The sequence below is a fragment of the Paenibacillus andongensis genome (assembly GCF_025369935.1).
GTDB lineage: Bacteria > Bacillota > Bacilli > Paenibacillales > NBRC-103111 > Paenibacillus_E > Paenibacillus_E andongensis.
Map to the genome: position 1 here is coordinate 4,060,174 of NZ_CP104467.1, position 13,041 is coordinate 4,073,214.

General features: G+C 45.2%; 12 protein-coding genes. 3 read left to right on the forward strand and 9 right to left on the reverse strand.

What is annotated here, in order from left to right; genetic code table 11:
• Positions 1 to 127: 127 nt before the first annotated feature.
• The 3 genes from NYR53_RS18230 to fdhD form a co-directional block, all read right to left on the reverse strand.
• On the reverse strand, positions 128 to 235 hold the full coding sequence (locus tag NYR53_RS18230; RefSeq protein WP_261300671.1) for a YjcZ family sporulation protein: 108 nt from the start codon (positions 233 to 235) through the stop codon (positions 128 to 130).
• A 145-nt stretch (positions 236 to 380) separates the two neighbouring features.
• Entirely contained in the window at positions 381 to 1,397 is a 1,017-nt protein-coding gene (gene moaA / locus NYR53_RS18235; protein WP_261300672.1) for a GTP 3',8-cyclase MoaA, read from the reverse strand.
• A gap of 24 nt (positions 1,398 to 1,421) precedes the next feature.
• Positions 1,422 to 2,216: a formate dehydrogenase accessory sulfurtransferase FdhD gene (gene fdhD, locus NYR53_RS18240; RefSeq protein WP_261306421.1), complete on the reverse strand. Its 795-nt coding sequence runs from the start codon at positions 2,214 to 2,216 to the stop codon at positions 1,422 to 1,424.
• Between the two features lie 197 nt (positions 2,217 to 2,413).
• On the opposite strand from fdhD, the gene NYR53_RS18245 reads away from it, so the two are divergent.
• Complete coding sequence (locus tag NYR53_RS18245; protein WP_261300673.1) at positions 2,414 to 3,862, forward strand: sigma-54 interaction domain-containing protein; 1,449 nt, start codon at positions 2,414 to 2,416, stop codon at positions 3,860 to 3,862.
• Between the two features lie 117 nt (positions 3,863 to 3,979).
• The gene (gene kamA / locus NYR53_RS18250; protein WP_261300674.1) at positions 3,980 to 5,389 is read left to right on the forward strand and encodes a lysine 2,3-aminomutase; all 1,410 of its coding nucleotides are present in this window, start codon (positions 3,980 to 3,982) and stop codon (positions 5,387 to 5,389) included.
• 688 nt (positions 5,390 to 6,077) lie between these two features.
• On the opposite strand, the gene NYR53_RS18255 is transcribed toward kamA, so the two are convergent.
• From NYR53_RS18255 to NYR53_RS18275, 5 genes are read right to left on the reverse strand one after another with little or no spacing between them, the layout of a single operon-like run.
• Positions 6,078 to 7,367 carry a peptidase gene (locus tag NYR53_RS18255; RefSeq protein WP_437180050.1) on the reverse strand — a complete coding sequence of 430 codons (1,290 nt, stop codon included), beginning with the start codon at positions 7,365 to 7,367 and terminating at the stop codon, positions 6,078 to 6,080.
• Between the two features lie 51 nt (positions 7,368 to 7,418).
• Positions 7,419 to 8,081, reverse strand: coding sequence for a 3-oxoacid CoA-transferase subunit B (locus NYR53_RS18260; protein ID WP_261300675.1), 663 nt, complete (start codon positions 8,079 to 8,081; stop codon positions 7,419 to 7,421).
• Positions 8,048 to 8,776: a CoA transferase subunit A gene (locus tag NYR53_RS18265; protein ID WP_261306423.1), complete on the reverse strand. Its 729-nt coding sequence runs from the start codon at positions 8,774 to 8,776 to the stop codon at positions 8,048 to 8,050. The genes NYR53_RS18260 and NYR53_RS18265 overlap by 34 nt, the downstream gene beginning before the upstream one ends.
• Complete coding sequence (locus NYR53_RS18270) at positions 8,776 to 10,128, reverse strand: aspartate aminotransferase family protein (RefSeq protein ID WP_261300676.1); 1,353 nt, start codon at positions 10,126 to 10,128, stop codon at positions 8,776 to 8,778. The genes NYR53_RS18265 and NYR53_RS18270 overlap by 1 nt, the downstream gene beginning before the upstream one ends.
• Positions 10,129 to 10,161: 33 nt before the next feature.
• Entirely contained in the window at positions 10,162 to 10,425 is a 264-nt protein-coding gene (locus NYR53_RS18275; protein WP_261300677.1) for a YokU family protein, read from the reverse strand.
• A 332-nt stretch (positions 10,426 to 10,757) separates the two neighbouring features.
• On the opposite strand from NYR53_RS18275, the gene ablB reads away from it, so the two are divergent.
• On the forward strand, positions 10,758 to 11,615 hold the full coding sequence (ablB, locus tag NYR53_RS18280; protein ID WP_261300678.1) for a putative beta-lysine N-acetyltransferase: 858 nt from the start codon (positions 10,758 to 10,760) through the stop codon (positions 11,613 to 11,615).
• Positions 11,616 to 11,633: 18 nt separating this feature from the next.
• Here the strand turns inward: ablB and rpoN are convergent, their stop codons facing one another.
• Positions 11,634 to 12,959 (reverse strand): RNA polymerase factor sigma-54, encoded by a 1,326-nt coding sequence (gene rpoN / locus NYR53_RS18285; RefSeq protein ID WP_261300679.1) that lies wholly within the window; start codon positions 12,957 to 12,959, stop codon positions 11,634 to 11,636.
• Positions 12,960 to 13,041 lie beyond the last annotated feature (82 nt).

Here is a 13,041-nt window from a genome sequence, read left to right on the forward strand (position 1 = left end):
AAGGAGTATTCATTGGGTCTTCATAATGAAAATCATACTTGGTTGCTTTCGTGGAACAACAAGAAAAAACAGCCCGTGTTCGCTTTCGCGATAGGGCCGTTATTGATATTCTTGCTATAGTTGGATATTAAATGACAAAAGCTGATGTGATGATGACCAAAAGAATAAAAAGAACTAAAACAAATGCGCTTGAACGTCCATAACCATAACCGTCTCCATAACCTACTCCACTCATTGATTACTCATTCCCCTCAGTGATTTTCACTACAGTATAATTATATGTAGGGTACATATTGCTTGCTTGGACGTATGTCACGGGGAAGCAATCGCATAAATCAAGGAATATCAACGCCGCTGATCAGTGATTTGAGACGTTTCACTTATCCCCCGATATGCGACATTTCTACTTTAGGAGATGACTTATGATGGGTATGACTTAATCTCTCGTCCGAGTAACGGTCGGAACGGTTATTCCAAATGGCACGAATCGTATCGGTAACAGACTGATCCGATTGCCCACTGCGGAGCAGATTTTTAAGATCATAACCTCCAGAAGCAAATAAGCATGTATACAGCTTTCCCTCAGCTGAAATACGGGCTCTTGTACAGGAAGAACAGAAGGAATCTGTCACTGACGAAATAATTCCTATTTCCTGATCACTGTCAACGTAACGATAGCGGGATGCCACTTCTCCGTGATAATTCGCAAGGACGGGTTCAATTGGCATCGAATCGTGAATGATCTTTAAAATCTCTTGTTTGGACATGACTTCATCCAACTTCCAATCATTGGAGTTTCCAACATCCATATATTCAATAAACCGAAGGGTATACTCCTTCTCTTTGAAGTATTGCGCCATCGGAATGATATCCTGGTCATTTTTTCCTTTTTGGACAACCATGTTTACTTTCACTTTCATTCCCGCTTCTGACGCAGCCTGCATGCCTTCCAGAACCGTTTGCACCCTGCTTCTATTTCCGTTCATATAAGCAAAACGCTCTTCATCTAGTGAATCCAAACTCACAGTCACCCGGGATAAACCGGAATTGAATAGATCACCTGCAAATTTCTTTAGTAATGAACCATTCGTGGTTAAAGCAATGTCCTCTACGCCTTCGATTTGCTTTAGACGTTTTATAAGTGTGGGGAGATCTTTACGCAGCAAAGGCTCTCCACCGGTAATACGCAGTTTTTTTACACCTAAAGAGACGAAAATCCGTGCCAATCTATCAATCTCATCAAACGATAAAATGTTATCATCAGGCAAAAAAGAGTAGTCAGGACCGAATATTTCCTCAGGCATACAGTACCGACAGCGAAAATTACAGCGATCGGTAACCGATATTCGCAAATCCCTTAAAGGGCGATGCAATTTATCCAGCACGACATTTTCCATGTAATTGGCCCTCGCTTCTATCTATCAAATATTTATAATTCTCTTCGGACACGTGTACACGTTTAGCGACTGATTACGGATAAAACCAATCGTAGTGATTCCCAATTGTTCCGCAAGTTCTAAAGCCAATTCAGTCGGAGCCGACTTGGACAATATCACTTCACAGCCTATTTTGGCTACTTTCAATAAAATTTCGGAAGAAATACGGCCACTAAATACGATAATTTTATCTCCGATGGGAATGTCATTCTTTAAACAATATCCATATATTTTGTCCAGTGCATTATGTCTGCCTATGTCCATCCGGCTTAAAACAATTCCGTTAGTGTCACACAAGGCTGCATTGTGGACCCCGCCCGTATGACGAAAAGTATCAGCAGATTGCTGCATCTCATTCATTAAGCGAAAACAATCATCGATGGAAACTTTTACACGAATATCCTCCATCTTCTTGGCTGTCAATGCATCGTTAACAAAAACAAAGCCTTGTCTGCTCATCCCGCAGCAAGAGGTAATATATCGTTTACTTTGAAAATCGAGGGTATACGGATTGAATGTTGTTGTTGTCACATGGACAAATCCATCTCTCTCCTGTAACCATATGTTTTCGATATCATTGTATTTCTTGATAATGCCTTCTGAAGCCAAAAATCCAATGACCATATCTTCTATATATTCTGGCGTACACACCATAGTAACAAATTCTTGTCCGTTAATTTTCACCGTAACTGGATATTCCGTTACAATGCTATCCTGGGCTTCCTCGGCATGACCATTAACAAAACGGAGGATTCCCCTTTTCACCTCGATTGGTTTCATGATCTTTGACATGCCCACATTTCTCCTCGATAGACCGTATGTTTTAAATGTTGTTTAATCATAAATCAATAACGCGAAAAATAAAAGTGTGGAATCTGAAATCGGGTATGAGGGAATGTTTTTCCTACTAGTCATTTTTCCAGACAGAATTTCATAAGGTGTTAATTGAACCATTCTTCGTGAGGCAGGTGAACATAATGTCCGAGCATAACGATCATGGAGCGAAGTATTTTGAGAAAATGTTGAATATCATTGATGTCGGTGTTCATCTGATCGATAACAAGGGAATAACCATTTTTTATAATGATAAAATGGCTGAAACCGATGGTTTTAAGCGAGAACAAGTGGTAGGAAAGAACTTCTTCGACCTTTTTCCTTCCCTAACGAATGAAACAAGCACCTTCATAAAAGTGCTGCAAACTGGCATAGAAATACGAGAAAAAATACAAACCTATGTCAGTGTCACCGGCAAACGGATCACGACTATTAATAGCACATATCCTCTTGTGGAAAATGGCGAGATCATCGGTGCCTTAGAAGTGGCCAAGGATATAACAAGCATTGTTCATCTCCACGACCAAATCCTTGATCTCAGGCATCAAATCTACGAATCACCGTTCAAAGATAAGAAAAACCCAAGCTCTGCTCGCTACCATTTCAGTGATTTAATTGGCAAAAGCGAAGCCTTCCTACATACCGTCTCCTTCGCCAAAAAGGCATCACGTACTAGTTCGCCTGTTTTGCTATCCGGACCTACCGGCACCGGCAAGGAATTGTTCGCCCAGAGCATACACAACGCCGGAGCTCGGCGAAACCGTTTATTTATTGCACAAAACTGCGCGGCAGTTCCCAACGAACTGATGGAAGGCATCATGTTCGGAACTACAAGAGGAGCGTTTACTGGCGCCGTTGACCGTGCTGGATTATTTGAGCAAGCTAACGGCGGAACTCTTTTTCTGGATGAGTTAAATAGTTTGGATTTATTCCTCCAAGCCAAACTATTGCGTGTGCTTCAAGACGGGATCATTCGCCGAGTCGGCGGAACACAGGAACAGCAAGTCGATGTCCGTATCATTACCGCCATGAATATAGATCCAAAGGAAGCGTTAGACAAAGGATTGTTGCGCAGCGATCTTTTCTACCGGCTAAATGTCGTGAATCTGTATCTTCCTCCGCTTGTGCAAAGAAAAGAAGATATTCCGCTACTCACCTACCACTTTATCGATACATTCAATCACATGTTCGGCATGAAAATAACTAGCATCTCCCCTGCTGCATTGGATCGCTTAATGAATTATCATTGGCCCGGCAATATACGGGAATTAAGTCATGCCATCGAATCCACCTATAATATGATGGAACTGGAATGTGAAATTATTGAAGAATATCATCTTCCTTCTTATTTCATAGGGAATCCTATAAAAACCACAGCTCATACCCGGCTATCCTCTCCGTGGAGCGACGAAATAGCAACCATCTCAGCTGGTAGATTGACCGATAAAGTGAGGCAAATGGAAAAGGAAACCATCACGAAAGCACTGGAAAATCATCAATATAACGTCACTCTCACCGCGCAAGCGCTAGGAATCAAGCGCCAAGCTTTACAGTATAAACTGAGTCGATACGGCATCGTGAAGAAGCCATAAAATTCGTCGTTTCAAGGCTCCGACAGGAGTCTTTTTTGCTTTTACTTTGCGTGGAAATGTTGGCACGCTTTTTGCATCTACTACTCATAAGTAAGCATCATTACTGGAGGTGCAATAATGGAACGACGTGACTGGAAGCAAGTTGAGCTCTGGAAAAACGTAACGGATGAGCAGTGGAATGATTGGCTTTGGCAGCTGACACATACCATTCGTACCCTGGAAGATCTGAAGAAAGTCGTGAATTTAACCCCCGAGGAAGAAGAGGGTGTACGCATTTCAACGCAAACCATTCCTTTAAATATTACCCCCTATTACGCATCATTGATGAATCCAGATGACCCGCGATGCCCGATTCGCATGCAATCTGTTCCCATTTCCGCTGAATTATTAAAAACAAAATATGATCTCGAAGATCCCCTATACGAAGACGAAGACTCCCCTACTCCCGGTTTAACTCATCGTTATCCAGACAGGGTTCTATTTCTAGTAACGAATCAATGCTCGATGTACTGCAGATACTGCACACGCCGCCGCTTCTCCGGCCAGGTGGGCATGGGAGTTCCCAAAAAACAATTGGATGATGCGATTGCTTATATTCGAAATACACCAGAGGTGCGTGATGTTCTGCTTTCTGGCGGGGATGGGTTATTGATTAACGACAATATTTTGGAGTATATTTTGAAAAATTTACGGGCGATTCCCCATGTCGAGATCATCCGTATCGGCACGAGAGCCCCAGTTGTTTTCCCGCAGCGGATTACGGAGCATTTGTGCAGCATGATCAAAAAATATCATCCAGTTTGGCTGAATACCCATTTTAATCATCCTTTGGAAATGACGGACGAAGCAAAAAAGTCCTGCGAAATGCTAGCGAATGCCGGAGTTCCTTTAGGCAATCAGTCGGTCATTCTTGCCGGAATCAACGACAGCACCTATATTATGAAAAAGCTCATGCATGAACTTGTGAAAATACGGGTTCGTCCTTACTATATTTATCAATGTGATTTATCCGAAGGAATCGGCCATTTCCGGGCTCCTGTTTCCAAAGGTCTGGAAATTATCGAATCGCTTCGTGGCCATACCTCAGGGTACGCGGTACCGACTTTCGTCGTCGACGCTCCAGGCGGAGGCGGGAAAATTGCGCTTCAGCCGAACTATTTGATCTCGCAAAGCCAGGATAAGGTCATTCTGCGTAATTACGAAGGTGTCATCGTCGGTTACCCCGAGCCGAAAAACTATATCCCGGGCCGTGCTGACGAATATTTCAACGAAATCAACGGTATCGAGAAACAGCCTGAAAGCACCGGAATTATTGCGCTCATGAAAGATGAAAAATTTAACCTGGTGCCAGAAAATTTGCGCCGAATCGGCAGAAGGAAAATTTATCAGGAAACACCGGAGCACGCATCGTTGAAGGATCGCCGGCCAAAGAGGGATGAAATGAAAGACAAATTGATGAAAGCACAGCAGAAAGAGAATAAGGAAGATAAGAACGATAAAGAGAGTATTCCAAGTGCTGAAAACTGAGCGTAGTTACAATAAACTGAGACTGTAGCTCAGGTCCATGGTATGGATCAGCCTCCATACACGTCGACAGCATGGGGTGTGGGTTTCTCCAACCATCCAGATAGCTTGGGCGACATCAGTGACTGAGAAGATGGAAATAGCCTTCTCAGAAGCCAGAGTGGAGTAAACTAGCTGCGAGAAGTCGGAAAAGGACGGCTTAGTTGCTGAAAGTAGCTAATAATTGCAGTTTACTAACTGAGAAGGCGGAAAAAGCCTTCTCAGAAGTCAGAGTGGAGTAAACTAGCTACGAGACGTCTGAAAAGGACGGCTCAGTTACTGAAAGTAGCTAAAAATTGCAGTTTACTAACTGAGAAAGCGGAAATGGCCTTCTCAGAAGGCAGAGTGGAGTAAACTAGCTGCGAGAAGTCGGAAAAGGACGGCTCAGTTGCTGAAAGTAGCTATAAATTGCAGTTTACTAACTGAGAAGTCGGAAAAAGCCTTCATGCTCCAACCGTATTGTCCGGTAATGAAATCATCATTCAGCCACTTCTTTGCCCAAAACCCAAACATAGAAAATCTTGCATGTCATAATAAAGACCTCGCCAACGTCAATCATCTTTCGCGTGGGCGAGGTCTTTTCGACTACTTTTTAAAACAAATTAATTTCAACTCCGCCAATTCCCACATGGCGTATTTCACCACCCCGTCCCTATGCCTCCATTCCATCCAAACCACACCAATGAATCAGGGTCAACGCGATGATCTCCGCTGCCTCAAACACATGGTCCAGCACAATGTGCTCGTCAGGATAATGGGCCACTTGCGTGATGCCTGGGCCAAAAACAATACATGGCGTTTCGCCCAGCTGCGTCAGCAAACCGCCGTCTGTTCCCCATGGCGATGCCTCAATCGTAGGTTCTTCTTGCTTAACTTCCCGATATTGCTCCATCAGAACCTGCATCAAATCATGCTCTGGATCCACGCTGCCTGGCACCCACCGGGCTCCAAACCATTCAACAGCAACCGGATGCGCTTCAAACCAAGGGTCTTTTCCCTTAAGCCCTTTCATCCACCGGGCCATTTCCGCCTTAGCCTCATCAAGCTTTTCCTCAGGAGCAACGCCCATTCTACCCTCTAACTTAACCGTGTCCGGTACGGATGAAGGCCAATTCCCTCCTTGAATGACGCCTATATTAATAGGGATAGGAATGGGGTTTTGAGCGTACAAAGGATCCGAGATCCGAGCATTTCTTTGCTCCTCAAGCTCCCGGATATGCTGCATCACGATCATGCTTTTCTCAATGGCACTAACCCCTTCATACCTGGTTCCGCCATGGGCAGAACGGCCTTTGACCTCAATCCGGAACCACATAGAACCCTGCTGCTTCGGAAATATGCGTAAATTGGTAGGCTCTGGAATAAGTGCCGCATCTGCCCGATATCCCTTCATAATCGCAGCGAGTGTCCCTACCCCTCCGCTTTCCTCTTCAATGACACTTTGGACAATAACATCGCCCTTCAGCTTAATGCCAAGACTCTGAATAGCCTCCACAGCAAGAAGAAGTGAGGCGTTTCCGCCTTTCATATCTGTCGCCCCGCGTCCATAAAGCTTCCCGTCCACCACATTACCGCTAAAAGGATCATCTTGCCATTGCTCTCGATTTCCTTCCGGAACAACATCTATATGACCATTGAGTAGGATAGAACGTCCCCCTCCAGCCCCTTTCATGACACCCACTACATTGGGACTGCCCGTAAAACGATTTCTAGGGGAACAAAAATAAGGATGGGTTTCAAGAGCCACACCATCCGGCTCCCATACATCAACGTCTAGTTTCAACTCTCGGAATTTTTCGGCTATTAAGTTCTGGGCCTCCTTCTCATTGCCTTGCGTGCTGGGGATTCTGACCATCTTCTGCAGAAAACAGGTTCCTTCTTCACGATGAAGCCTCATCCACTCATGAATTTGCTTTTGCAGTCCGGCGTTCTGATTGGGCAAAGGAATTCCCTCCTTCAGATAGGCATGAGAAATCGATTTTATAACACACGGTTATGGAATGTACGTGATGTTCTTCGGAATGATTAATGCAGCTTCCGTTTGACTTACAACATCCTCTATCGTATAAGGCAGCATGATTTCTTTTAAAAGCAATCCTTGTTCTGTGACCTCCATCACGGCCATTTCCGTAATAATCATTTTGACACATGCTTGCGCTGTTAGTGGCAAGTCACATTGTTTTTTAACCTTGGATTCCCCCTGGCGATTGACATGGTTCATAAGAACGATGACTTTTTTGGCTTTTTGCGCAAGCTCCATCGCCCCTCCGATCCCTGCCACCCGCTTCCCCGGCACGATCCAATTGGCCAAATCCCCTCGCTCACTGACCTCTAACGCGCCAAGTATCGTGATATCTATACATCCTCTGCGAATCATGGCAAAAGCAATGCTGCTATCGCAGTAGGAAGCACCGGTGGTAATCGTGACGGGATATCCGCCTGCGTTGCAGAGAAAAGCATCTTCTTCCCCCGGAAGCGGGCCACCCCCTGCTCCTAAAATCCCATTTTCTGCATGAAAAACGACATGAATACCTTCAGGAACATAATCCGCAACTTGGGTCGGAATGCCGATTCCTAGATTGACAGCCATGCCGTTTTTTAATTCCCCAGCAGCCCGCTTTGCTATTCGGACGCGGGTTTCTTTTCCCATACCCATTCCCAAGTCACCCCTTTGCTGAGTATCACCATATCCACGAAAATGCCCGGCGTTATAATGTTTTCAGGGTCAAGCTCGCCAAGCGGTACAATCTCATCGACTTCAGCAATCGTAAAATTTCCGGCCATGGCGACCAATGGATTAAGATTTCTTCCGCTTTTATCATAGACAAGATTCCCGTACGGATCGGCTTTTTTCGCATGAACAATGGCAACGTCTGCTGTTAGTGCCGGCTCCACCAGATACTTTTTATCGTCAATCGACACAGTCGCTTTTCCTTGCTCCATGATCGTTCCAATGCCGACATCCACCAGTATCCCTCCAAGACCTACGCCGCCTGCCCGAATTTTTTCTGCTAGCGTTCCTTGCGGGTGAAACACCACCTCCATGGTGCCATCCTCCATCCTTTGGCCGGCATTAGGGTTGGAGCCGATATGAGAGGCAATTACTTTCTTTACTCTCCCTGCTGTGACTAATCGACCAATGCCAATATGCGGAAACCCCGTATCATTCCCAATGAGCGTCAGATCTTTTATCCCCTTTTGCAAAATACCTTCGATCAACGTCGGAGGCGTTCCAATGCCGCCGAACCCGCCATACATCAACGTACAGCCATCGGTAATCGCTTGAAGCGCCTCTTCCAAGGTCCTTACTTTTCCGTCTACGACCGCATGTGAATTCTCATGTCGTACCATCATATCTCCTCCAAAACGAATCGGGTAATCTCAACCATGACTTCCCGAATGGATTCATCCAAAATCCGCACGAGCTGGTCCATTTCTTCTTCTGTAATCACAAAAGGAGGCGCCACTATAATGGCATCCCCTGCCCCGTCCACAGCGCCTGCCGCAGGATATACAAGGAGACTTTTTTGAAAAGCTTTTTCGACGATTCGAGAGGTGACACCCAGCCCCGATGGAAACGGCAGCTTGTCGGTCCGATCGGAAACAAATTCAATAGCCAGAAGAAGTCCTTGGCCCCTTACATCGCCGATGATCTCGATCTGGTCTGCCATTTGGCGCATCTGGCTCAGCAAATAGCTGCCTTTGATCTCTGCTGCCCTGACTAACTGATGCTTTTCGATATAGGCGAGAACCGCCAGTGAAATGGCCGCCGATTGCGGATTTGCGCTGTAAGTATGGCCGGACATGATGCTTTTGGATCCCTGCAAAATTGGTTCCATCACGTGATCCTTGACCAAAGCTGCTGCCATTGGCGTATATCCGGCGCTCATGCCTTTTCCTAGAGCTATCAGATCCGGTTCGACGCCAAAATGCTGCATACAGAACATAGCTCCTGTACGAGCAATGCCCGTCATGACCTCATCGGCGATGAATAAGATTTCATTCCGGTCACAGATCTCCTTGATCTTCTTGTAATATCCATTGGGGGGTACAATGGCACCTCCTGCCGCTCCTATGATCGGCTCAGCAATAAATGCAGCGATATGTTCGGCTCCTATCCGTTTAATGGCTGTTTCCAAATCCTCCGCACACGAGAGCTTGCAGTCCGGATAGATTTTGCCCAGCGGACAGCGATAACAATAAGGGGGAACGACGACCGGAAAGTCCTCCAATAACGGAATGAATCGTCTTCTTCTAGGGACATGGCCTGACATCGAAAGAGCGCCCATCGTTATACCGTGATAGCTCATTCGTCTTGAAATAACTTTATTTTTTCCATGACGTCCCTTCTCTTGCCAGTGCTGGATGGCAATCTTCATCGCTGTTTCCGTTGCTTCGGATCCGCTGTTCACAAAGAAAGCCCAGTAATCATTGCCTGGCGCCAAATCACTTAACTTCTTCGCCAGTTTTTCCGCTGGTTCACTGGTAAACTGGGAGCGGTAAACAAAAGAGACCTTACTCGCCTGCTCCAGCATGGCATCGACGATTTCTTGAACCCCGTGCCCGATTCCCGCTGTCACAGCCCCCGACGAGGCGTCCATATAGGCTTTGCCTTGATCATCGTACAAAAAGACGCCTTTTCCATATAGAATGGTGGGATAATGGTGATCCAAAACCGGCTTGATTAAATGCTCACGCTTCATAAGGCACCCCCATTGATAACCATCGCTGCGGCTTTATTTGAGAAACATATTCTTAACCCTTGGAGCCTTCAGCAAATCTTCATAGCGAAATGAGGTTCCAAGCCCGGACACATCATGCCAATATAAGGTCTCTTCAATTTGCTGCGCAATACTCTCCAATACGTAAGTATGGCAGTTGGAACATTCGATAGCAGGGACATCCAAAATTTGAACCGACATTCGCCCATCCGGCATGATCCAGTAGCAATCTTTCACGCTTTCCCGGATATCCTCTGTTTCACACCACATGCAATTCATATTCGTCCGTCCTCCTAAAAGGTGAGACTTTGATCTCCAATCAAAGATCCCTATATCTCCCCAGAATTTTTTTATTTAGAACATTTTTATCGCTACCTGATTACTATGCAAAATAAATGCCAACTTTGCGAAGTAGGCATCTAACATCTGCAGGGTAGGTTTTCGCGGGAAAAGCCGCCAATTATTTGGCAGTTGCTATATTTTTGGCAGCAAAAAAATTGAATTCATAGGGTAATGCGTGCTTGCAGCACAAATCATGATCTCTGTTTGCAGTTGGCACCGTTTTTGCAGATAGCTGAATAAACGAATTTAGGGAGAAAGGGGAATGCTGGATGCCAAGTCATCTCCCAACGTATACAAATCAGGTAGAAAATGGCGAGGAATATAAGGTAAGCTATTGCCTCGATTTCTTAAATAAGAGGCTGCGGGTGGATGACTATCTGGGTAATGTAGATGCCATCTGTAAGCGAATAGTCGACATTGCCAAAGCAAATGCGTTGACCAAAGTGTTTATCAAATCGAGAGAGGATGATTGGCAAACCTTTCTATCCAAAGGCTGTATGCTGGAGGGAATTTATAAAGGATATTTCAATGGTGGCGACGCTTACTGTATGGCGCTGTATGATGATCTTGAGCGGCGGACTAGCGATTATTGGATGGAGGAGGACCAAATTCTAAAGCAAGTGCAAACTCTTCGCCTCAAGCCGGATCGGCCCTTGGTTCCGGCACACTGTACACTGCGTATTGCTCGGATGGAGGATGCTGAGCAGCTTGCTGTTTTATACGATCACATATTTCAAACCTATCCGACACCGATGAACGATCCTTTGTACGTCGAACAAACCATGCGGGAGGGAACGATTTATTATCTCGTTGAAACGCCGGATCAATTGATTAGTGCCGCCTCCGCAGAGATCAATACGGTCTACGCCAATGCGGAAATGACGGATTGCGCTACACTCCCTGCGTATCGTAATCAAGGACTCATGAGATTACTTATGCATGCTTTGGAAGATGAATTGATCGCGCGAAACATCACTTGTGCTTACTCTTTATCCAGAGCCCTTTCTTTCGGTATGAATGCCGTTTTCTTCCAAATGGGGTACCGTTATTACGGCAGACTAACGAAAAATTGCGATATCTACGATAAATTTGAGGACATGAATTTGTGGACCAAAATGTTAAAGTAAAATTGCTCCCTCTATAAACTATATGCGTTTCCTTCTCAGTGAAGAAGAAATGCCTAACTCCTCCCGATATTTGGTTACCGTACGGCGAGATATTTGGAAGCCTTCCTGAATCATAAGCTCTGTCAGCTGCTGGTCGGAGTAAGGTTTGGCGCGGTTTTCCCCATGTATCCATTCCTTTATTCTCGTTTTTATTCGCTCCGAGGACACTGAATCTCCAAGGTCCATTTGCAAACCGGAGGGAAAGAAGTACTTCAGCTCGAAGATGCCCCATGGTGTTTGGGCATATTTGCCAGACGTTGCGCGGCTGACTGTAGATTCATGCACACTGAGTTTATCGGCAATATGTTTCAAAGTCATTGGTTTGAGATAGGACGCTCCCTTCCAAAAAAACTCGGTCTGTTCCTCCACAATGGCTTGCGCTACTCGAAAAATGGTTTTTCGTCTTTGCTCCAAACACTTCAGGAAGAACATCGCTGAATTTAATTTACTCGAAAGGAACTTTGTTGCCTCCATATTGCCGCCGCTCTCCTTCCCCATTTGTTTGTAATATCCATTAAGCGAAAGACGGGGCGCCGCTGCTTGATGAATCATCACTACGAGCTGTTCATCAGTCTTTTCAATGATGACCTCGGGTATGATATAATGAATAGCTTCTATGTGAAAGGCTGCGCCGGGTCTAGGATTTAATCCTTTGATCACTTCAATCGCAGCCTGAATTTCTTGTGCGCTCACCTGCAAAATCTTCGACAATTTATGAATTCGGTAATCGGCAACATCTTTCAAATGACTACGAATTAATAAGGAAACTAATGGAAAACATTGCGACAGGGACTGGACTTGAAGCAGCAGACATTCTCTTAAATTTCTAGCTCCAATACCGGCGGGTTCAAAGCCTTGCAAGATCCTTAACGCAAGCTCCGCTTGAATGAGATCGACCTTACATACGTCGGAAATTTCATTCAATGTGGCTCTAAGATAGCCATTGTTGTCCAAATTTCCGATCATGAACACGACGATTTTACGAGTAGATGGGGAGATCTTTTTTACAAAGCCGAGCTGCTCCTTTAAATGCTTCTCCAGGGATATTTCGTTCGATGCGGCTTGATGCATGGGGACATCAATTGGGGCACGACCGCTGTTTGCGCGATGGAATTTATTAGCTGTGTTATATGCATCCCATTCGTTTCCGGCGAATTCCAATACCGGGTTATCATTCATCTCCTGCTGGACAACCTCCAGCAATTCCGGTGTCGAGAGCTGCAGGATCGTTATAGCTTTTCGCAAGTGCGGAGTCAACCGCATTTTGGCGGCTTGTTGTTGGAACATTCCGTAACCTGGGCGCATGTACATCACCCCTTTTTGTTTTTGCTTCTATATGTATTCAAATAAAGGCATCTACTTGATAATTTTAAAATGAACAATGATC

Coding starts and splice junctions, on each gene's coding strand:
- NYR53_RS18230 (WP_261300671.1), bottom strand. CDS start 235: ATGAGTGGAGTAGGTTATGGAGACGGTTATGGTTATGGACGTTCAAGC.
- moaA (WP_261300672.1), bottom strand. CDS start 1,397: ATGGAAAATGTCGTGCTGGATAAATTGCATCGCCCTTTAAGGGATTTG.
- fdhD (WP_261306421.1), bottom strand. CDS start 2,216: ATGAAACCAATCGAGGTGAAAAGGGGAATCCTCCGTTTTGTTAATGGT.
- NYR53_RS18245 (WP_261300673.1), top strand. CDS start 2,414: ATGTCCGAGCATAACGATCATGGAGCGAAGTATTTTGAGAAAATGTTG.
- kamA (WP_261300674.1), top strand. CDS start 3,980: ATGGAACGACGTGACTGGAAGCAAGTTGAGCTCTGGAAAAACGTAACG.
- NYR53_RS18260 (WP_261300675.1), bottom strand. CDS start 8,081: ATGGGTATGGGAAAAGAAACCCGCGTCCGAATAGCAAAGCGGGCTGCT.
- NYR53_RS18265 (WP_261306423.1), bottom strand. CDS start 8,776: ATGGTACGACATGAGAATTCACATGCGGTCGTAGACGGAAAAGTAAGG.
- NYR53_RS18270 (WP_261300676.1), bottom strand. CDS start 10,128: ATGAAGCGTGAGCATTTAATCAAGCCGGTTTTGGATCACCATTATCCC.
- NYR53_RS18275 (WP_261300677.1), bottom strand. CDS start 10,425: ATGAATTGCATGTGGTGTGAAACAGAGGATATCCGGGAAAGCGTGAAA.
- ablB (WP_261300678.1), top strand. CDS start 10,758: ATGCCAAGTCATCTCCCAACGTATACAAATCAGGTAGAAAATGGCGAG.
- rpoN (WP_261300679.1), bottom strand. CDS start 12,959: ATGCGCCCAGGTTACGGAATGTTCCAACAACAAGCCGCCAAAATGCGG.